This window comes from Porphyrobacter sp. AAP82, assembly GCF_000331285.1.
In the GTDB taxonomy this organism is placed as follows: Bacteria; Pseudomonadota; Alphaproteobacteria; order Sphingomonadales; family Sphingomonadaceae; genus Erythrobacter.
On sequence record NZ_ANFX01000050.1, the window covers coordinates 15,634 to 34,782 of the forward strand.

Here is a 19,149-nt window from a genome sequence, read left to right on the forward strand (position 1 = left end):
GCTCAAAGCAAAAGGGCGGCCCGTTGCCGGGCCGCCCTCTCGATAGTCTTGCCGGATCGGCGCGATCAGAACTTGACGCGCACCCCGAAGCGGACGCCCCACAGCGAACCGTTGATCTGGGTCGCTTCGACCGGCGCGCGGAAGCTCGTCCCCGAACGGTTCGAGTAGAGGTACTGCGCGCAAGGCTGGGCATTGGTGGCGGTCGCCGAACCCGGGGTGCCCTGCGGCGCGGTGAGGCAGGTCACGTTGACCAGCGAGGCGGCATAGGGGAAGCCGACCTGACGCACGGTGCCCCAGTCCTTGTCGATGAAGTTGAGGACGTTCTCCATTTCCGCCGACAGTTCGATCTTGCCGCCGAACACGAAGGGCACTTCCTGACGGAACGCAAGGTCGAGCTTGTGCACCGAGGGGGTCTTGGCGATGTTCTTCGGGGCGATCTGGCCCTGGTACTCCTTGAGTTCCGAGTTCAGGATAAACTGCTGGAACCCGGTGAAGTCGAAGTTGGCCGCATAGGCCACCCGCGGGTCGGCCGTGATCGACGACACGTTCGGCACGTAGAGCAGCCCGCGTTCGCTGCGGCCCTGCACCCCGAGCACCGCCGGACGGAAGGCACCGCCGGTCGGGTCGTTGTAGACGTAGCTGTAACGCTGGCCCGAACGCACGTTGTAGAACAGTTCGATGCGGGTGTTGTTCTCGCCGAAGATCTCGCCATCGAAGCCGAGGCCCAGACGGAACTGGTTGTCGCGCTGGTAGTTAGCGATGCCCTGCGCCGAGAAGTTCGCATCGTTCCCGACCACCGTGTTGGTGTAGTTCGAGAAGGCCACCGAAGAGGTGCCGGGGTTCTGATCGGCGACATCCTGGTAGGTGTACGAACCGTTGACGAACAGCCCGTTGTCCCACCGCTTGTTGAAGCGGGCGACAAGGTTCCAGCTGTCACCGAAATCGGTGTTGGTCAGCAGGATGTCGGTGTTCGCACCGTTGATGTCCTGACCGGCGAGCGCGGTGTAACGGGTGCGGCCGTCGGGCAGCGTGCCGTTGGGCACCGAACGCAGATCGGTCCATTCGAGCGCGTTGTTGACCTTCGAGTAGATCACGTCGGCGCCGACGTTCCAGCCATCACCCAGGAAGCTGCCGAGGTTGGCTTCGTAATCGACCGAAGCGGCAAAGCGCCAGGTCGAGGGCACTTCGAAGTCCGGGTCGATCGCGTTGGTCGGCGCCGCGGCGGTCCCGGCGGTGCGGATCGCGTCGATCAGCGACTGGGGGATGCCGGTGCCGCCGGTCACGCCGTTCAGCGTGGCAGCGCCGATGGCGTTCTGCTGCGCGGTCGTGAGGGGAACACCGCTGATGGTGTAGGTGTCGGCGGCGCCGTTGGTCCCGAGCACGCGGTTGATCTGGACGCGGCCCAGCGTCGGACCGGGGTTCGAATAGCTGTTCGAGATCCACACCAGCGGGCTGCCGCCGCCGAACAGACCCGCCGAACCGCGCACCTGGAGGCGATCGGTCGGCTGCCAGTTCACGCCGAAGCGCGGCTGGAACAGGTCACGGCCGTTGAGAGTCGAGGCGTTGGTGAAGCCGAAGCGGTCGACGAAGTTCTGGTTGAAGAACGGACGGACCGGCGCGTCGAACAGGTCGTAGCGCACGCCCGCCACGAGGGTCAGGGTGTCGGTCACGTCGATCGTGTCGCTGAGGCCGAAGGTCCAGGAGTTGTTCTGGAAGTCGGCAGTGACCGTGCCGATCCCGCCGCGCAGCGGCACGGCGATGTCGAGGCTGTTGGCGCGGCGCGCCTGCAGGTCGGCGATGTTGTCGAAGTACCACGCACCCGAAACGCGCTGGGCGAAGAGGTTGCGCACGTCCTGCTGACGGCGTTCGGCGATCAGCTTGAAGGTGTGGTTGTTGGCCTTCAGCGTGGCGGCGAATTCGACCGCCAGCGACTGGCTGTCGAGCTCGTTGGCCTGGCGGCTGATGTCGGGACCGAACTGGAGGCGCTGCTGACCGGGCGAGCACTGCGAGGCGGACGAACCGTTGGCCGGCTGGCCCTGCGCCGGCGGAGCCGGGTTGGTCGGGTCAAGACAGACGAGGAACTGGCCGAAGTCGCGGTTGCCGCCGACCGGCACCTGGAGGCGCACGTAATCGGCATAGGAGACGCGCAGCACGGTCGAGAAGTCGTCCGACCACTGGTTGTTCGACTGGATGATGCCGAAGTGGTTGACCGCACCTTGCGTGTAGTTGTTCGACAGCAGGCTGTAGGTCGGGTTGGTGGCGGTGATCTGGCCGGTGCCGGTCTGGCCTGCGAGCAGCGCCGCATCGTTCCAGATGTAGGTCGCGGTCAGGCGGTGGCCGTCGGCGACGTTCCAGTCGAGCTTGGTGACGAGCTTGTCGTCCTTCTCGACGATCGAGTCCGCAACGCCCAGCGTGTCGAAGTTGTAGACGGTGTCGGCGATGCCGTTGATCTGGGTCAGATCGGCGTCGGTGATGCCGAGCTGCGAGGGCGCGACGTCGGCCGGGACGGTGTCACGGGTGCGCTCGTAGGTGACCGCGAAGAACAGCTTGTCCTTGATGATCGGGCCGGTGACCTGGGCGACGTAGACCTGCGATTCGAACGAACCGATGCGGGTCAGTTCGCGGGCACGGGTGCCGCGCAGATCGTCGTTCTGGTAATAGGCGCTGCCGAGGAAGGTGAAGCGGTTGCCGCCCGACTTGAGCTGGGTGTTGATCGCGCCGCCCTGGAAGAAGCCCTGCTGGATGTCGACCGGCGCGGTTTCGACCGAGAATTCGCCGATCGCGTCAAGCGGGACCGGGCCGCGCGAGGAGACGAGGCCGCCGGATTCGAGACCGAAGGGGTCACCGAAGGCCACCCCGTCGACGGTGAAGCGGTTGTAGCGGTTGTTCTGTCCGGCGATGCTGATGGCGTTGCCGTTGGTGGCATCGAGGGTTACCAGCGGATCGCGCGCGGCGAGGTTGCGGATGTCGCGCTGGACGTTGGCGACGCCGGCGATGTCGCGGGCGCTCAGCACGGTCGCGGGGCCGGTGGCGAGCGTGATCGCCGAGCGCACGCGGTTGCCGGTGACGACGATGGTCTGGCCCTGTTCGACCAGCGCGACGCTGATGCGCTGCGCCTGGCCGGCGGTCAGGAAGCCGATTTCCTGCGAGACGATTTCATAGCCGTCAGCCGAAACTTCCACGAGGGAGGGGCCGCCGAGACGGAGCCCTGCCGCATTGAAGCCGCCTTCGGCATCGGTCGTCTGGGTCGAGGTGGTGCCCGAGGGGACGTGGGTCACGGTCACGGTCGCGCCGGCGATCGGGGCGCCGTTCTGGTCGGTGACATCACCGCGGACCGACGAGGTGGTTTCCTGCGCGAAGGCGGGGGTCGCGATCGTCGTGGTCGCGGCGAGGCTGACGATGCTCGCGGCGAGGAGATACTTAAGCTTCATGGATGAAAGCCCCTGGTAGCGGTGGACAGAGAATTGCGTGACGCGGACGGCCCTAGGCCTCTCTGCTTGCGCCAAAGCGACGGTTCTGTGACAATTTAATGACTGCCGTCGGGGCGCTGCGTGGAATCCCCTGGAAAGGCATGGCGCAAGGTCCGAAAACCCTCGGATTTCCGGCGCTTCCCGGGGACGGTGTTGCATCGCAGCAACGCCGCCGGATTTTCTCGGAAGAGGCTATTCGCCCACCCGCAGCAGCCGTGTCAGGCGAGGTTGATCTCGCGCAGGCGCTCCATGAGGTAATCATGCGCGGTGATCGGCGGCTGCGGCGGATTCGTGTCGGCGCCGACACATTCCGGCAATGCCTCGATCAGGAAATCGGGCCGGAAATGGAGGAAGAACGGCATCGAATAGCGGGCCCGCCGCGCCGCTTGCCCACGCGGATTGACCACCCGGTGCGTGGTCGAGCGCAGCCGGCCATTGGTCTGGCGCTGGAGCATGTCGCCGACGTTGATCACCAGCGCGCCCGCGGGCACGTCGACCGCGTGCCACTGCCCGTCCCGCGCGAGCAGTTCGAGGCCCGCTTCCTCCGCTCCCAGCAGCAGTGTGATGGTGTTGATGTCCTCGTGCCCCGCAGCCCGGATCGCGCCTTCGGGGGCGCCTTCGGCCAGCGGCGGATAGTGGAGCAGGCGCATCACCGAATTGCCGTCGGCCACGCTCGCCGCGAAGAAATCGCGCGGCCGGCCGAGGTGCAAGGCGATCGCCTCGAGCACGCGCCCGCCGGCGACCTCGAAAGCGGTGAACAGCGCGCTCAGCGTCTCGCGGAAGCCTTCGACTTCGGTCGGCCAGACGTTGGGGGCCATGAAGGGCGCGAGCGGGTGGCCTTCGGGAAGGTCGCGGCCGACGTGCCAGAATTCCTTGAGGTCGAACAGCTCGGCATCCTTGGCCTTCTCGGTGCCGAACGGGGTGTAGCCGCGCGCGCCGCCGCCGCCTGCGATCCTGTAGGCGCGCTTCACATCATCGGGCAGGGCGAAGAACGCCTTGGAGACGCGCTCGGCCGCGTCGATCAGGTCTTGCGGGATACCGTGATCGCGGACCACGGCAAAGCCGTATTCGCCGAAGCTGCGGCCCAGTTCGTCGGCGATGGTCTCAAGCGGCTGGGCGAGGCTGACGGATGCGATATTGATCATGGGCCGCGCCTTACACCCGCGCGGGCGCGCCTGCCAAGCGTCAGAGCGGCAAAAACAGGCTGGCCAGCGCCGCGCTCATCAGGTTGGCAAGACTGCCTGCCGCGAGCGCCTTCAGCCCGAGCTTCGCGATCACCGGGCGCTGGTTCGGGGCGAGCCCGCCTGTCACTGCCATCTGGATCGCGATCGAGGAGAAATTGGCAAAGCCGCATAGCGCAAAGGTCACGATCGCGCGGCTGCGCGCGGTGAGGGCGCCTGCCTCCATCTGTCCGAGGTCGATGAAGGCGACAAATTCGTTCAAGACGATCTTGGTGCCGAACAATCCGCCCGCGATCTGCGCCTGATGCCAGTCGGAAATGCCGATCAGGAACATGACGGGCGCGAACACATAGCCGAGCAGCTTCTGGAAGCTCAGGCTTTCGAACCATGCCGCGGTCGCCGGATCGAAGGGCGCGCCGATCCCTGCGGCAAGGTTGACGATCCCCCCGCCGAGTCCTGCCAGCAGGCCGTTGGCGAGCGCCACCAGCGCGACGAACACCATCACCATCGCTCCCACCGCGACCGCCAGCTTGACGCCGGTCTGGGTGCCTTGCGCGGCGGCCTCGATGATGTTGGCCGGGCGCTGGCCGTCCTCGAAGGCTTCCGCCGCGCTCACCTCGTCGGCCTTGGCGCCGCCTTCGAGGATCGATGCCGGGCCGACCGCGCTGATCCGGGCCTGCGGGAGTTCGACCTCCTGCCCGTTCTCGTCATACATGACCACGCGGGTCGCCTCGGTCACGGCGTTGCCCTTGCCGCGGGTGCGGGCAAAGGCTGCCGCCGCGACCGAGCCTTCATAGCCGGTCTGCCTGAGCGGCTCGTCGGGCATGATGATCTTGGCCATCAGGATGCCGCCGGGGGCCGCCATGAAGGCCGAGGCGAGCAGGAACGGCAGCGCGTCGGCACCGATGACGCTGGCATAGATCGCAAGGATGGTGCCGGCGACCCCCGCCATCCCGACGCTCATCAGCGTGAACAGCCCGGCAGGCGAGAGCGCGGCGAGATAGGGGCGCACCACCAGCGGACTTTCGGACTGGCCGAGGAAGATGTTGGCCGCCGCCGCCAGCGCCTCGACCTTGCCGATCCCGGTGATCCAGCCGATCGCGCCGCCCACCCAGCGCACCACCCGCTGCATGATGCCGAGATAGTAGAGGATCGAGACGATCGCCGAGAAGAACACGATCACCGGCAGGCCGGCGATGACGAAGGTGTTGGCAAAGGGGTTGTTGGCAAGCGGCCCGAACAGCGTCTCGATCCCGACCTTGGAATAATCGAGCAGCGCGATCACCCCGCTCGCGATCCCGGCGATCACCGCCACCCCCGCATCGGTGCGCAGCACGATCAGCGCGGTGAAGGCCTGGAGCCCGAAGGCCGCCCCGACAACCCGCAGGTTGATGTGACGGCGGCCCGACGACAGCGCGACGGCGATAGCAAGGATGGCAAGCACCCCGGCAAGGCTCAGCAAGGAGGACGTGAGACTTCCGTTCACGGCAGCGACTATTCCCTGATGCTTTGAAATGCGACCCGATCCCCCGCGCGCCCGGCACCCCACCTTGCGCGCAGCAACTTGCGGCGTGGCAGTTTGCGAGGCTTCTTGCAAGCCGGATGCGAAAGCGCGCAGTCACCAGCCTGCGGGAAAGCACGGCTTTGCGGCGGCGCAGCCGCTTTTCTTTTGCCGCGACGCTGGGTAGCACCTGCGGGATGAACACGCCCGAACCCACCGTGCCCGGCACCGACGTCCCGGCCGCCGCCCCCTTTGCCGCCACCACGCCTGCGGGGGTCTCGATGCCGCTCGGGATGTTCGTCTCCACGCTGCTTTATGGCGGGATGACGGTGCTGGCAGGCGTGCTCGCCTTCAAGCAGGTGCAGCTGTGGCCGACGCAGCTGGCCGTGGAGAGCGGGATCTTCCCTTTCCTGCTGCTGGTGGTGATCTCGAGCACGCTGTCGCAGCTCTACGGGCGCGAGGCGGCCAAGCGGATCGTGTGGTGGGGGTTCCTGCCGCTGGGCCTTTCGGCGCTGCTGATGCAGCTGGTGCTGGCGCTGCCCGCCTCATCGGAAATGCTCGCCTTCCGCCCCGATGACCTCACAGCCTTCAACCGCGTCCACCAGTCGACCTGGCGGGTGTGGATGGCAGGCCCGGCGAGCTACATCACCTCGCTGCTCCTCAACATCTGGATCTTCGACCGGCTGCGCGGCAGCGGGGAAGGCGAGAGCACATTGGGACTGATGGTGCGCGGCGCGATTGCATCGGCCCTGTCGCAGGCGGTGGATTCGGTGATCTTCATCACCCTCGCCTTCTATGGCGAGTTCGACATCACCGACCTGATGATCGGCCAGGTCCTCGCCAAGGTGTTCCTGAGCGTGGTGCTGGTGCCCTTCCTCATCACCTTCGGGGTGCGCGCCGCGCATTGGCTTGATGCGAGGAAGGGCGCCTAACCGGCCACGGCGAGGTCGTCCTGCATCATTCCGACCCGCGGATCGTTGGGGGCGACCCATTCCTTGCCGATGGCCTGTTCGACGCGCAGTTCGGGCGGCACGTTCTTGAGGCCGATCATCCGGTCGCAGTGCTGGTGGAACCAGTAGATGCGCGCTTCCTGATAGGAGAGCGGCACGCTCTTGAAGCCGCGGCTTTCCATCGAGCGCTGGATCGCCTCGCCGAACTGGGTGTCCTCCTGGATCAGCCTGGCCATCGCCCGGCCGTTGGGCGAGGTCTCGTCCGGCACGGTCCACAGATCGGGCGCCGCCCCGTCACCCCAGTCGGGCGCCATGGTGATCAGTTCCAGCCGCGTGGTCGTCAGCGAGGTCGGCCAGAAGATCAGCGGCGGCACGAAGTAGTTCGACAGCGGCGAGACCCAGTTGGGGAAGATCGTGTAGCTCTGGGTATGGGTGCGCCCCAGCTCGCCAACGGTCGCGATGCTGGTCCAGTTGGGCGCATTCTCCAGCGCCCGGACGTGCTCGCGCTGCATCTCGCGCGGCGGCGGCGCGAGCATCCGCCCGTGGCCGCCCGGGTAGAGATGGTTGACGTTGCGCCTGGCATCGACCAGCGGCGCGACCGTTTCGGGGTGGATGAAGGGCACATGGTAGACCTCCATGTTGGCCTCCATCGCCACCTTCCAGTTGCAGGCAAGATCGAAGCTGTGCCGCGCGGCAAGCCGAAGCTTGTCGAAACCGAACTCCTCCCATTCCTCCGCAATCGGCCCGAGGAAATCGCGCAAACTCGGCGCGTTGTCGTCGAAATTGACGAAGACGAGCTTGCCGAACATCTCGCAGCGCACCGGGATGAGGCCCCTCGTCGCCATGTCGAGATCGACGAAATCCTGCCGCTCGGGCACGCCGATGAGGGTGCCGTCGGTCTTGTAGGTCCAGGCGTGGTAGGGGCACACCAGCCGCCGCGCGCAGCCCCGGTCCTCGGTCACCACCGGCGCGCCGCGATGGCGGCAGGTGTTGTAGAAGGCGCGCACCACCCCGTCGGTGCCATGGACGATGATGATCGGATCGCCGGCATTGTTCCAGCGCATGAAGCTGCCGGGCTCGGGCACCTCGTCGAGATGCCCGGCAAACAGCCATGCCTTCCTGAAGATATGCTCCTGCTCGAGCGCGAAATAATCCGCGCTGGTGTAGCGCGCGGCAGGCACATCGGGCAGGCGCGGGAACCCCGGCGGCGGCGCCTTCCTCTGCCCCTCCCACTCCATCAGCGCCTTCAGCGTCGCAATCGTGGCGGTGTCCATGCGCGTCTCTCCCAGTCCCCAGGGGCCTGTGCGTAAGGCGCGGCACCTGCGGGCCGCAATTGGCGGATAAGGCAGGGCCTAGAACGCCGTGCCCCACCGCTCCCAGACGAGCGCCGAGACGCCGAGCCATGTTGTGAACATGATCACGTAGGGCCAGCGGCGCGGCCACAGGCGGGCGACCAGCAGTGTCGCGGCCGCCGTGCCGCCGAGGGCGACGAGGGCGATGCCTGCCACTGCGGCCCCGGTGCGCGTCAGCCCGGCTTGCACCGCCAGCGACGCCCATTGCGCGGGCAAAAGCGCCAGCACCCAGCCCGGCCATGCGCCCGGCATGGCGGCGGCGGTGAGCAGGACGGCCGCCTCCCCCGCGACCACGCCGAGCGCGATCCACCACCCCCGCCCCGCCGCCGAGCGCGCAAACAGCGTGCCCCGCGCGGCAAAGCTGATGCTGGCGATCAGGGCGGCAAGTGCCACACCGCGAGGGTCGTGAAGGGCGGGAAGGCCCAGCCCCCGTGCCAGCAGCACCAGCCCCGCCCCGGCCAGCAAGGCGACCCCCACGCCAACCGCGAAGCGCCCCGCAGCGGCGGCGGCGATCATGCCCGCCCCCATCATCCCGATCGCGACGATTGTCCCGGCGGCGCGCGGATCGTGGGTGATGAAGAAACCACCCGCCGGAGCCACCGCCCCGGCAAGCGCGACAGTCAGCCACGCCAGGCGCGGATGGTCGGCGACCTGATCCTCGGGCAGAAATCTCATGGGACGATCAGTGACCGAGGCTGGGGGAATTGTCGAGCCGAGGGTTGTGGTGCGCGCAACCGGGAAGCCAAAGTGAGCGCGGATGGCACCCGATCGGTCGCCCGGCGGCCGCAAGGGCGACCGCCCGCGCGCAGCGGGTCCGGAACGAAGTGGAGGACGCATAGCGAGGACGCCGCCGCGCAGGCGGCCGCGACAAACAAGAGTGGTGAGCCCGACAGGATTCGAACCTGTGACCCGCTGATTAAAAGTCAGCTGCTCTACCTACTGAGCTACGGGCCCACTCGTGTCCCGCAGTGCGGCGGGGGACGCGCTCACCTAGGCAGGGGGCGCGGGCGGGTCAAGCGGGCTTGATGGTGGACGAGGGTGAGGCCGTGGGGGGGCGTGCGCCAGTCGGGAGCGATCATGCAGGCCGGATCGAGCACGAAGCGCCGCTGGGCGAAGGCCGGGTGGGGGATGGTGAGGGCATTCGAGCGCCATCCGCCGCCGCTCCACGCGATAATGTCGCAGTCGAGCACCCGGTCGCCCCAACGCTGACCGGGGCGGCGGCCAAATTCGCGCTCGGTGCGCTTGCAGGCCGCAAGCAGCGCGGGCGGATCGAGCGCGCTTTCCAGCACCAGCGCGGCATTGGCGAAGCGGCGCTGCGCGGCGCCCATCGCCGGGGTCGCGATCACCGGCGAGCGCGCGGCGATCGTGCCGAAGGCGGCCCATTCGTCCATCGCGGCCCGCACCACGGCGCGCGGATCGCCATAGAGAGGGTGCCGCCGGTTGCTCCCCAGCGCGATCAGGTAGGTGCTGGACAGCCTCAGATGTCCTGCGCGATGCGCCCGTAAAGCTGCGGGCGGCGGTCGCGGAAGAAGCCCATCCCCGCGCGGTGGGTCGCAGCACGCGCCAGATCGAGCCGAGCGACCAGAACCCCGGTCTCCTCCTTGCCGAACAGCGCGAGGTCATCGCCCCACTCGTCGGTGATGAAGGAGTGGCCGTAGAAGGACTGGGCGCGGCCTTCCGGGCCCTCATGCCCGATGCGATTCGCGGCGACCACCGGCATGCAGTTCGACACCGCATGCCCGATCATCGCGCGCCGCCACATGCGGCTGGTGTCGAGATCGGCATCATAGGGCTCCGAGCCGATTGCGGTCGGATAGAGCAGCACCTCGGCGCCCAGCAGCGCCATCACCCGCGCGGCCTCGGGATACCACTGGTCCCAGCAGATGCCGACACCGACCTTGACACTTGCCCCGTTCTCGCCGGGCACGTCCCACACCTTGAAGCCATCATTGCCGGGGCGGAAATAGTATTTTTCCTCGTAGCCCGGGCCATCGGGAATGTGGCTCTTGCGATAGGTGCCCATGATCGCGCCGTCCGGCCCGATCATCGCGAGAGTGTTGTAATAGTGGTGCCCGTCACGCTCGAAGAAGCTGGTGGGGATGGTCACTTTCAGCTTCGTGGCGAGCGCCTGCATGGCGATGACGCTGGGATGTTGGGCGGTCGGACGGGCGAGGGCGAACAGCGCCTCGTCCTCCTCGCGGCAGAAATAGGGGCCGCTGAACAGTTCGGGCGGCAGGATCAGCTGCGCGCCCCGGCTTGCAGCCTCCTCGACCAGCACGGTAACGGCGGCAATGTTCTCGGCCTCGTCGGACGAGCCGAGCGGGAGCTGAAGGGCGGCGACGGTGATGGCGGTCATGCCGCCGCCCCTTATAGCGATTCCGAGTTCGGTGGAACACCGAACGGCTCGGAAATCGCGCCCTACAAAGGCGCCATTACTTCGCCTTCTTGAACAGCAGAGTCATGCGGTCGCTTTCGCCCAGGCCCTGCAAGTCCTCGCGCTTGGTGGCGAGCGTCGGGGGCATTTCCCACACGCCCTCCTTGTGATCGGCGGTGTCCCTGGGGTTGGCGTTGATCTCGCTCGCGGCGACCAGTTCGAAGCCGTTGATGCGCATGATCGCGATCACATCCTCCTGCCGCAGGTAGCCCTTGGTGCCATTGGCATAGGTCCACGGCGCATCGGGCTTGGCACGGTGCTGCTCGACACCGATCAGGCCATCATCCTTGAGCAATTCGCGTATCGCGCGCAGCTCGGTATCGAGGATCCCGATGCGCAGCGGATTGTGCAGCGAGCGCATCAGGAGGATGCGATCGAAGGTGCCCTTGTGGCCCTCGAGATTGTCGAGCGTGATGCCGCTGAAGTGCTCGGCCGGAAGACCGGTATAGCCCGCGACCTCCTTGCCGAAGCCGGCCGCCTGGTCGCGCAGGCGCTGCTGGCGGGCGGGATCGGAAGAGGCGGACAGGGGGTTGGTGTAGATGCCGACCAGCTTGCCCTCGCCGCCGAGGTAGTGGCCGAGCAGGCGCGTGTACCACCCGCCGCCGGGCGAATATTCGCCGACCTTCATTTCCGGTCCGACATGGAAGAAGGCGAGGCTTTCGGCGGGGTGGCGGAAGGCATCGCGCGCACGGTCCTCGGCGCGGCTCGGGTGGTTGATCGCGGCCGACAGCTGCTCGCCATGCATCTTGAGGAAGTGCGCGGTGTCCTTGATGTGCGCCTCGTCGACCTCGCCTGCCATGTGATGGTCGGCGATGGCCGGCGCGGCAAGCGCGATGCCGCTCGCGGCGGCAAGGGCGAGGATGATCTTGTTCATGGTAACTCTCTCCCGGAATTTGCGAATGAATCTGGTCTACGACCTCAGGCAGCGAAGCGGTAGCCGCAAATACGGCCTCAGGCAGCGAAGCGGTAGGCCGCAAATACGGCCTCAGGCAGCGAAGCGGTAGGCCGCAAAAAATGCACACTGGCAATGGCGGCTTGCTAGCCTATCTGTGCCAGAAACAAACGGAGATTTCGATGAGCGAGCAAGATACGGCGATCATTGCCGGGGGATGCTTCTGGTGCACCGAGGCGGTGTTCCGCGATGTGGTGGGCGTGAGCCGGGTCGAGAGCGGATATATCGGCGGCTCCAAGGCGAACCCGACCTACAAGGAGGTGTGCACCGGCACCACCGGCCACGCCGAGGGGATCCGCGTGACCTTCGATCCGGCGGTGATCAGCCTGCCCGAAATCTACGACGTGTTCCTCGGCACGCATGATCCGACGCAGCTGAACCGCCAAGGCAACGATGTCGGCACGCAGTATCGCAGCGCGATCTTCCCGCTGTCGGAGTGGCAAGGAGCCGAGGCCGAGGCCGCGATTCTCCGCTGGAACGCCGAGAACGGCAAGCAGGCGGTGACCACGATCGAGGGTCTTTCGGGCGGCGCGCAGACAGCGGAATGGTATCCGGCCGAGGACTACCACCAGGAATACTGGGACGGCGAAGGCCAGAGGAACCCCTATTGTCTCGCGGTGATTCCGCCCAAGCTGATGAAGCTGCGCAAGAGCTTCCAGAAATATGTGAAGTAGGTCGCCTTTGTGTGCGTGCCCGCATCCGCGGGCACGTCCTCGGTACTGTTCCTCCGCTTCGCTCCGGGCACCTGCGGCTCGCGCGCGTGCGCTCGCGGCCCGTCCGTTGGCGGGCCGACACCACTTCTCTCTTGCGAGGGTCAGTCCCTCACCCACCGCCCCACAAAAAACCCGTCGAGCCCGCCTTGATCGCCCAGCATCCCGGGGTGGGTGCGCAGCCAGCCCTCGGGGGTGGGGGCGAGGCCGGCGGGCAGGTCCCCGGCCGTGATCGGCTGCGGGGTGAGGCCCAGTTCGGCGTCGATCCACGCGGCCTGCTCCTCGCCCTCTTCGGCTTCGAGCGAGCACACCGCGTAGACCAGTACCCCGCCGGGGTTCAGCCATTCAGCCGCCTTGGCAGCGAGCGCGCGTTGCAGTTCGACCATCTCCGCCACCTGCCCCTTGCCGATGCGGTGAAGCACGTCGGGGTGGCGGCGGCAGGTGCCGGTCGCGGTGCAGGGCGCATCGATCAGGATCGCGTCGAAGCGGTGCTTGGGCTCCCATGTCAGCGCGTCGGCGCGCACCGGCGAGGCCTTCAATCCGGTGCGCTTCAGATTGTCTTTCAGCAGGTCGAGCCGCCGCTTCGACATGTCGAGCGCGGTCACCTTCCACCCTGCTGCGGCCAGCTGCATGGTCTTGCCGCCGGGCGCGGCGCACAGGTCGAGCGCGCTCCGGCCTTCCCCAGCCCCGAGCAGCCGCGCCGGCAGCGAGGCGGCGAGGTCCTGCACCCACCACGCGCCCTCCTTGAAATCCGCAAGGCTTTCCACCGCCGCGCCGCGCGGCAGGCGGATGTGGCCCGGCGCAAGGCTGACCCCGCCCATCTGGACGGCGCGGGTCTGGGTCTCGGCGGGATCGCGCAGGGCAAGGTCAAGCTCGGGCGGGAAGGCGAGACCGGGGGCGATCGCGGCGGCCTTCCGAGCGCCCCAGCGCTGAGCCACGCGCTCGGGCAGGGTCGGCACCTCGGGCAGCCGCGCCCCCTGCTTGTCCAGCGCCGAGAACACCCCGTGCGCCAGCCTTCTCGGCCCGCCCTCCAGCAAGGCAAGGCCGGTCGCGATCACCGCGTGCGGCGGGGTCTCCAGCCGCAGCGCCTGAGCGAGCATCAGCCGCAGCACCATGCGCGCCTTGGCATCGTCGGGCAGACGCTGCTTCGTCGCGGAGTCGATCAGTGCGTCGCAATCGGTGAGCCAGCGCAGCGTCTCCCCCGCAATCGCGCGGGCGAGCGCGCGGTCGGGCGCCTTGCGGATGTCGCCGAGCGCGGTGCCCTCGGCCTGCTCCAGCGTCTCGCCTCGCCGCAGCACGGCATCGAGCAGGCGCAAGCTTGCGCGGCGCACGGTAAGTCCGGGGGGAAGAGCCATGGGCGCGCCCCTAACCGTCCTTGAAACAAAGCGCCAGCGCGCGCATTTGGTGGGGCATGACCCGCGAGAAATCCGACGCCGCCAAGGCCTTCAAGAAGCCCGCCCACTGGACCAACGATCCGGTGCCCGCGCCCAAGTCCGTCACCAACGACGAGGCGCTCTCCCCCACCCGCTACGGCGACTGGGAGAAGGACGGGATTGCGGTCGATTTCTGAGGGGTCTGCAACGGACCATTCGGCGGCGCAGCCGGCGCAAGGCCGGACGGCCTCCCGCAGACGCCCGTAGCGAAGCGGAGGAACAGCGGCGAGGACGCGCGCCCGGAGGGGCGCGCGCGCATCAAAGCTTCACGAATTCCACCTTCAGCCCGTCCTTGGGCTGCGGGATCGGCCAGTCCTGCCACCCGGGCGCGTAGCCATCGGCCGCCTCGATACGGTAGCGCTGGAGCAGCTGGGCCATCAGGATTTTGACCTGCATATAGGCAAAGTGGAGCCCGAGGCACATGTGCGCGCCGCCGCCGAAGGGCACCCAGGCATATTTGTGCCGCGCCTTCACCTTGTCCGGGGTGAAGCGCATCGGATCGAAGGTGTGGGGGTTGTCCCAGTACTCCTGCGCGTGGTGCGTCCAGTGGATATTGATCCCGACCATCGCGCCCGCCGGAATGCGGTAGCCGCCATATTCGAACGCGCGCAGCGCGCGGCGCGGCATCGAGGGCACCGGCGGGATCATCCGCAGCGATTCCTTGAAGGCCATCTCGGTAAGGTCAAGCTTGGCGAGATCGTCGTAATCGAGCGGGCGGGGGTTGCCGTCCCCGTCCGGGCCGCCGGTCACCGCGAAAATTTCCTCGCGCAGTTTCTCCTGCCATTCCGGGTTGGTGGCGAGGTGGTAGATCAGCGATGTCGCCGAGGAGGTAATGGTGTCGTGCGCGGCCATCATCAGGAAATTCATGTGATCGACCACCTCGTCGACCGGCAGCAGCGAGCCGTCCTCGCGGGTGGCGGTGGCGAACTGGCTGAACATGTCCTGCCCGCCGCCTTCCTTGCGGCGGCGCAAGGTTTCCTTGGTGAAATAGTCGACGAGAAAGGCGCGGCCATCGACGCCCTTCTTCATCCTGGTGAAGGGCAGCGGACGGCGCACCGGCGCGACCGAGGCCTGCACCATGTCGACGAAGGCTTCGTTGATCTTGTCCGCCTCGGGCCCCCACGGCAGGCCGATGAAGCTGTCGGCGGCCAGATCGAGGGTGAGCTTCTTGATCGCGGGATAGAAGGTCATCGGGCCGGCCCAGCCCGCCACTTCGCGCGCGATCCCGCGGTTCAATGCGCCCGAGTAATGCCGCATCGGTTCCGGCTTGAAAGCGATCGAGAGCGCGCGGCGGTCGATCCGGTGATGTTCGAAATCGATCAGCATCAGCCCGCGCGGGAACAGCTGGTCGAGCACCGGGCCCCAGCCCTGTTCGGAGGAGAAGATCTTGTCCTTGTTGAACAAGAGCAGCTCGTTCGCCTCGGCACCGATCAGCGCGACCTGCCAGCCGCCGAACGCGCGGTTCTTGTAGACCTTGCCGTGGGTGCGGATCATCCGCTCGGCAAAGGCGTGGGGGTCGGCGAGCATGGTGAAGGTATTGCCGACCACCGGCCAGCCGGCCTCGCCCGGGATATGCGCAAGGTCGGCCTCGGTCAGGCGCTGCTCGCCCCAGTGGCGCGGCGCGCCGGCGGGCGCGGTGCCGCCGGTGGTTTCGTTGTCCTGCGGGGCTTCGGCAAGGGTGGCCATGTCTTTCCAGATGCTCCGGTTATCGCGTTCGGATTCGCAACTTACCTTGATGAAAGTTTCGCGCAAGTTTCCCGCGCGTCAAATCCAGCCGGAAAGCTCGCGGCGCAGCATCGCCTCGATCATCGCAAGGCCGTGGTCCGAGCTGTTGAGGCAATCGAGCACGGCGTAATCCTCTCCCCCCGCCTCGCAGAATTCCTTGCGGCCCTCGATCGCCAGCTCTTCCAGCGTCTCGACACAGTCCGCCGCAAAGCCCGGGGCGGCGACGACCAGCCGCCTCGTGCCCTTCTCGCCCTCGGCAATCAGGGTCGCATCGGTCGAGGGCTCGAGCCACGCCGCCGGGCCGAACCGCGACTGGAAGGTGGTCTCGAAGCGCACGCCGGCGAATTCGGGCCGCCTCGCCAGTTCCTCGCGCAGCAGCCGCGCGGTCTTGGAGCAGTGACAGTAATAGGGATCGCCCTTCTCGAGCGTCTGCTGCGGCATGCCGTGGAAGCTGAGCAGCATCACTTCGGGCTTGAAGGTCAGCGCGCGCACCTGCCGGGTCAGATCCTCGGCCAGCGCGGTGAGGTAATTGGGATCGTCGTGATAGGGCGGGATGAACCGCAGCGCGGGCTGCCAGCGCATCTTGCCGAGTACGCGCGCGATCTCGTCGAACACGGTCGCGGTCGTCGCGGCGCAATATTGCGGATACATCGGGGCGACGAGGATGCGGTCGCATCCATCGGCCATCAATGCGGTGAGGCGGCTTTCGATCGAGGGATTGCCGTAACGCATCGCCCAATCGACCTGCACAGCCTCGCCAAACTTGCCCACCATCGCCTCGGCCTGGCGCGCGGTGATGTCGGCGAGCGGCGAGCCCCGCTCGGTCCAGATTTTCTGATAGGCCTTGGCGCTCTTCTGGGGCCGCGTGTTGAGGATGATCCCGCGCAGGATCAGCTGCCAGGCGATCGGCGGAATCTCCACCACGCGCGTGTCCGAGAGGAACTGCTTGAGGTAACGCTTGACCGAATCCGGATCAGGCCCGTCGGGCGTGCCGAGGTTGATCAGCAGCACGCCGATGCGGCCGCTCTTTGCAGGAGGATGGTCGCCCGGAAGGCGCTGGGTCTGCCAGGTCATATGCCGCCCAACGGTCGGCAGGCGTTTCGTTTCCGAACCTGCAAAAAAGCGCAGGTCTTATGTTGCAAAAATGTCGGGATCATATGCCGTCCGATAGGAGGGGAAGGCGGCGCAGGCGCAAGCCCGTGGCCGAATAGAGCGCGTTGGCAATGGCCGGCGGCGCGACCACCGCGCCAAGCTCGCCCGGATCGGCGGGTGCCTTGTCGCTGGCGATGAACTGGACCCGCATCTCGGGGCAATCGGCAAGGCCCGGCAAGCCGAGCGCCACATCGCCTGCCTGCTCGGGCAGACCGCCGCGCAAGGCCACCGCATTGCCGAGCGCGATGCCGATGCCGAACACGAGACCGCCCTCGATCTGCTGGCGGGCGATATCGTGGTTGACGATCCGGCCGATATCGACCGCCGCCGAAAGCCGGACGACGCGCACGCCGCCCTCGCCCTGCCGCGCGGTGGCGACGCAGGCGATCCGCGGCGCATCCTCTCCCTCGCCGAGCCGCGCACAGGCGAGGCCCTGGCCGCTCTGATCGACCCCGCCATCCCACTCGGCAAGCTGCGCGGCGCGCTGGAGGCAAGCGGCAAGACGCACGTCGCCCCCCAGCATCGACATGCGGAACGACAGCGGCTCGCGCTTCGCCTTGGCTGCGATCTCGTCGATGAAGCTTTCGGTGGCGAAGATCGTCGGCCCCCAGGCATTGCCGCGCACCCGCCCGACCGGCATGCCGATATCGGCGGGAATGTGCTCGACCATCACGGCCGGGATCTTGTAGGGTGGCACCGCGCCTTGGCAGGCGAGCGGATCGGGCTCGCCCGTGGTCTCGCGGATCGCGGCCATGCTGGTGCGGTTGGCGAACAGGCGCTTGCCGAACTCGCGCGCGGAAGGCGGCGTCGCCACCCGCACGCGCAGCGCCTCGATCGCGCCGCTTGGGGTGCCGGGCGCACCCTTGGCGAGCTGCGCGCCGAGCAGCATCCAGTAGGGCGCGCGCGGGCGGGCACGGATCAGCTCGTCGCGGCGCGACCAGACCAGCTGCACCGGGCGGCCCAGTTCCTTCGCGATCAGCGCGATCTCGATGGCGTGGTCGTGTTCGAGCCGCGCATCGAAGCTGCCGCCCGCAGGCGTGGGGTAGAGCGCAACGTCCTCGGTCGAGATGCCGATGGCGCGCGCGGCGGCGATGCGGGCCTGTTCGGGGGCCTGCGCGGCGATCCACAGATCGAGCCGCCCGTCCTCGAACCGCGCGGTCGCAGTCGCGGTTTCGATCGGGGCGGCATAAGCCGGTTCGACCTCATACCGCCGGCCGATGTCGACGCGCTGCAATCCGGCGGCGCCAAACCCGGTCTCGGCGATCACATGCGCCTCGCCCGCGGTCAGCAGCGTGTCGAGCCGCGCGGCGATATCGGTGCTGTTGACGGGCGCGGCAGTGCGGAACCGCGGCTTCATCGCGGCAAGTGCGGCCTCGGCGCTCCACCACGTATCGGCGGCGACCGCGAGCCAGCGCTTGCTCTCGACGATCCCGGCCAGCCCCTTGATACCGGCGGCGGCCTTGGTATCGAAGCTTTCGAGCTCGGAGCCGTCCACGGGGCCGTGGCGGATCGAGGCGAACACCATGCCCGGCAGGCGCACATCGCCGGCAAAGCGGTGCGAGCCATCGACCTTGGAGGGCAGGTCGATGCGCGGGAAGGCGGGCGCGCCGTCGACATCGGCGGGAAGCGGCTTTTCGCGCGGGGGCTCGGGCCGCAGCGGCGCGGGATCGGGCGGGGAATAGCCCGCGGCATCCTCTGCCAGTTCGCCGAAGCTTGCACGGTTGGGCCCCTGCGTGACGAGGCCGTTTTCGACCTCGCATTCCTCCCATGCGACGCCCCATCTGGCCGCAGCCGCCTGCGCCAGCATCGCGCGCGCGGCAGCGGCGGCCTCGCGGCAGGGCTGTTCATAGGCGGCAAGCGCGGTGCCGCCCGCGGTCGCGTTGAAGCGGCGGCTTTGCGCAAAGCGGGTCGCCAGCAGGTCGTCGAAAGGCGGCGAGAGCCCGGCAAAGCTCGCGTCCCACAGCGCCATCCACTGCCGCGCCAGCGGGACATTGGCATAGACGCCCGAGACCGGCGCGGGCTCGACCGCGATCTGCCGCCAGTCCGCGCCCAGTTCATAGGCCACGATCTGCGGCAGGATGGTGGTGATCCCCTGCCCCATTTCAAGCTGCGGCACGGCAACGGTGACCACGCCGTCGGCGGCGATCTTGAGCCACGCGCCGAACACGTGCTCAGCCCGCGCGGCCACCAGCGGGGTGCGGTAGGAGCGCGGCATCAGCCACCACGCGACGACCAGCCCGCCGCCTGCCGCCGCGCCCGCCAGCAATCCGCGCCGGGTGACCTGCATCG

The 19,149-nt window shown here is 67.7% G+C and carries 15 protein-coding genes and 1 tRNA gene; 3 read left to right on the forward strand and 13 right to left on the reverse strand.

Translation table 11 applies throughout. The annotated features are described in order from the left end of the window. Nucleotides 1-65: 65 nt before the first annotated feature. From D620_RS0113920 to D620_RS0113930, 3 genes are all read right to left on the reverse strand, one after another. Nucleotides 66-3,431: a TonB-dependent receptor gene (locus D620_RS0113920; RefSeq protein ID WP_017666425.1), complete on the reverse strand. Its 3,366-nt coding sequence runs from the start codon at nucleotides 3,429-3,431 to the stop codon at nucleotides 66-68. Between the two features lie 257 nt (nucleotides 3,432-3,688). Next, on the reverse strand, nucleotides 3,689-4,615 hold the full coding sequence (locus D620_RS0113925; protein WP_017666426.1) for an isopenicillin N synthase family dioxygenase: 927 nt from the start codon (nucleotides 4,613-4,615) through the stop codon (nucleotides 3,689-3,691). 40 nt (nucleotides 4,616-4,655) lie between these two features. After that, the gene (locus tag D620_RS0113930) at nucleotides 4,656-6,137 is read right to left on the reverse strand and encodes a NupC/NupG family nucleoside CNT transporter (protein WP_155800185.1); all 1,482 of its coding nucleotides are present in this window, start codon (nucleotides 6,135-6,137) and stop codon (nucleotides 4,656-4,658) included. Between the two features lie 212 nt (nucleotides 6,138-6,349). Between D620_RS0113930 and D620_RS0113935 the strand changes: the two genes are divergently transcribed. After that, entirely contained in the window at nucleotides 6,350-7,084 is a 735-nt protein-coding gene (locus D620_RS0113935) for a queuosine precursor transporter (RefSeq protein WP_017666428.1), read from the forward strand. On the opposite strand, the gene D620_RS0113940 is transcribed toward D620_RS0113935, so the two are convergent. From D620_RS0113940 to D620_RS0113965, 6 genes are all read right to left on the reverse strand, one after another. Then, nucleotides 7,081-8,376, reverse strand: coding sequence for an aromatic ring-hydroxylating oxygenase subunit alpha (locus tag D620_RS0113940; RefSeq protein WP_017666429.1), 1,296 nt, complete (start codon nucleotides 8,374-8,376; stop codon nucleotides 7,081-7,083). The two genes, D620_RS0113935 and D620_RS0113940, sit on opposite strands and share 4 nt — an antisense overlap. A 78-nt stretch (nucleotides 8,377-8,454) precedes the next feature. Then, nucleotides 8,455-9,129, reverse strand: a complete 675-nt coding sequence (locus tag D620_RS0113945; RefSeq protein ID WP_017666430.1) for a hypothetical protein — start codon at nucleotides 9,127-9,129, stop codon at nucleotides 8,455-8,457. 203 nt (nucleotides 9,130-9,332) lie between these two features. Further along, nucleotides 9,333-9,408, reverse strand: a tRNA-Lys gene (locus D620_RS0113950). Between the two features lie 32 nt (nucleotides 9,409-9,440). Continuing rightward, on the reverse strand, nucleotides 9,441-9,905 hold the full coding sequence (gene folK / locus D620_RS0113955) for a 2-amino-4-hydroxy-6-hydroxymethyldihydropteridine diphosphokinase (protein ID WP_267878685.1): 465 nt from the start codon (nucleotides 9,903-9,905) through the stop codon (nucleotides 9,441-9,443). Between the two features lie 26 nt (nucleotides 9,906-9,931). Next, nucleotides 9,932-10,810, reverse strand: a complete 879-nt coding sequence (gene aguB / locus D620_RS0113960) for an N-carbamoylputrescine amidase (protein WP_017666432.1) — start codon at nucleotides 10,808-10,810, stop codon at nucleotides 9,932-9,934. A 76-nt stretch (nucleotides 10,811-10,886) separates the two neighbouring features. Next, complete coding sequence (locus D620_RS0113965) at nucleotides 10,887-11,762, reverse strand: class I SAM-dependent methyltransferase (protein ID WP_017666433.1); 876 nt, start codon at nucleotides 11,760-11,762, stop codon at nucleotides 10,887-10,889. Between the two features lie 200 nt (nucleotides 11,763-11,962). Between D620_RS0113965 and msrA the strand changes: the two genes are divergently transcribed. Beyond that, nucleotides 11,963-12,514: a peptide-methionine (S)-S-oxide reductase MsrA gene (gene msrA, locus D620_RS0113970; RefSeq protein ID WP_017666434.1), complete on the forward strand. Its 552-nt coding sequence runs from the start codon at nucleotides 11,963-11,965 to the stop codon at nucleotides 12,512-12,514. Nucleotides 12,515-12,654: 140 nt separating this feature from the next. Here msrA and D620_RS0113975 read toward each other — a convergent pair whose 3' ends face one another. Continuing rightward, nucleotides 12,655-13,905, reverse strand: coding sequence for an RsmB/NOP family class I SAM-dependent RNA methyltransferase (locus D620_RS0113975; protein WP_026092226.1), 1,251 nt, complete (start codon nucleotides 13,903-13,905; stop codon nucleotides 12,655-12,657). Nucleotides 13,906-13,961: 56 nt separating this feature from the next. Here D620_RS0113975 and D620_RS16130 point away from each other — a divergent pair, with 56 nt between their 5' ends. Then, on the forward strand, nucleotides 13,962-14,120 hold the full coding sequence (locus D620_RS16130) for a DUF1674 domain-containing protein (RefSeq protein WP_017666436.1): 159 nt from the start codon (nucleotides 13,962-13,964) through the stop codon (nucleotides 14,118-14,120). A 121-nt stretch (nucleotides 14,121-14,241) separates the two neighbouring features. Here the strand turns inward: D620_RS16130 and D620_RS0113985 are convergent, their stop codons facing one another. The 3 genes from D620_RS0113985 to D620_RS0113995 form a co-directional block, all read right to left on the reverse strand. Continuing rightward, a complete protein-coding gene (locus D620_RS0113985; protein ID WP_155800186.1) occupies nucleotides 14,242-15,669 on the reverse strand; it encodes a cytochrome P450 in 1,428 nt (475 codons plus the stop codon). A 78-nt stretch (nucleotides 15,670-15,747) separates the two neighbouring features. Further along, complete coding sequence (gene hemH / locus D620_RS0113990) at nucleotides 15,748-16,782, reverse strand: ferrochelatase (RefSeq protein ID WP_017666438.1); 1,035 nt, start codon at nucleotides 16,780-16,782, stop codon at nucleotides 15,748-15,750. Nucleotides 16,783-16,861: 79 nt separating this feature from the next. Then, a complete protein-coding gene (locus D620_RS0113995; RefSeq protein WP_017666439.1) occupies nucleotides 16,862-19,147 on the reverse strand; it encodes a molybdopterin cofactor-binding domain-containing protein in 2,286 nt (761 codons plus the stop codon). Nucleotides 19,148-19,149: the final 2 nt, after the last annotated feature.

Bases quoted from the DNA above. Each gene is read 5' to 3' on its own strand.
- D620_RS0113920 (WP_017666425.1), bottom strand. From the start codon at position 3,431: ATGAAGCTTAAGTATCTCCTCGCCGCGAGCATCGTCAGCCTCGCCGCG.
- D620_RS0113925 (WP_017666426.1), bottom strand. From the start codon at position 4,615: ATGATCAATATCGCATCCGTCAGCCTCGCCCAGCCGCTTGAGACCATC.
- D620_RS0113935 (WP_017666428.1), top strand. From the start codon at position 6,350: ATGAACACGCCCGAACCCACCGTGCCCGGCACCGACGTCCCGGCCGCC.
- D620_RS0113940 (WP_017666429.1), bottom strand. From the start codon at position 8,376: ATGGACACCGCCACGATTGCGACGCTGAAGGCGCTGATGGAGTGGGAG.
- D620_RS0113945 (WP_017666430.1), bottom strand. From the start codon at position 9,129: ATGAGATTTCTGCCCGAGGATCAGGTCGCCGACCATCCGCGCCTGGCG.
- aguB (WP_017666432.1), bottom strand. From the start codon at position 10,810: ATGACCGCCATCACCGTCGCCGCCCTTCAGCTCCCGCTCGGCTCGTCC.
- D620_RS0113965 (WP_017666433.1), bottom strand. From the start codon at position 11,762: ATGAACAAGATCATCCTCGCCCTTGCCGCCGCGAGCGGCATCGCGCTT.
- msrA (WP_017666434.1), top strand. From the start codon at position 11,963: ATGAGCGAGCAAGATACGGCGATCATTGCCGGGGGATGCTTCTGGTGC.
- D620_RS0113975 (WP_026092226.1), bottom strand. From the start codon at position 13,905: ATGGCTCTTCCCCCCGGACTTACCGTGCGCCGCGCAAGCTTGCGCCTG.
- D620_RS16130 (WP_017666436.1), top strand. From the start codon at position 13,962: ATGACCCGCGAGAAATCCGACGCCGCCAAGGCCTTCAAGAAGCCCGCC.
- D620_RS0113985 (WP_155800186.1), bottom strand. From the start codon at position 15,669: ATGGCCACCCTTGCCGAAGCCCCGCAGGACAACGAAACCACCGGCGGC.
- hemH (WP_017666438.1), bottom strand. From the start codon at position 16,782: ATGACCTGGCAGACCCAGCGCCTTCCGGGCGACCATCCTCCTGCAAAG.
- D620_RS0113995 (WP_017666439.1), bottom strand. From the start codon at position 19,147: ATGCAGGTCACCCGGCGCGGATTGCTGGCGGGCGCGGCGGCAGGCGGC.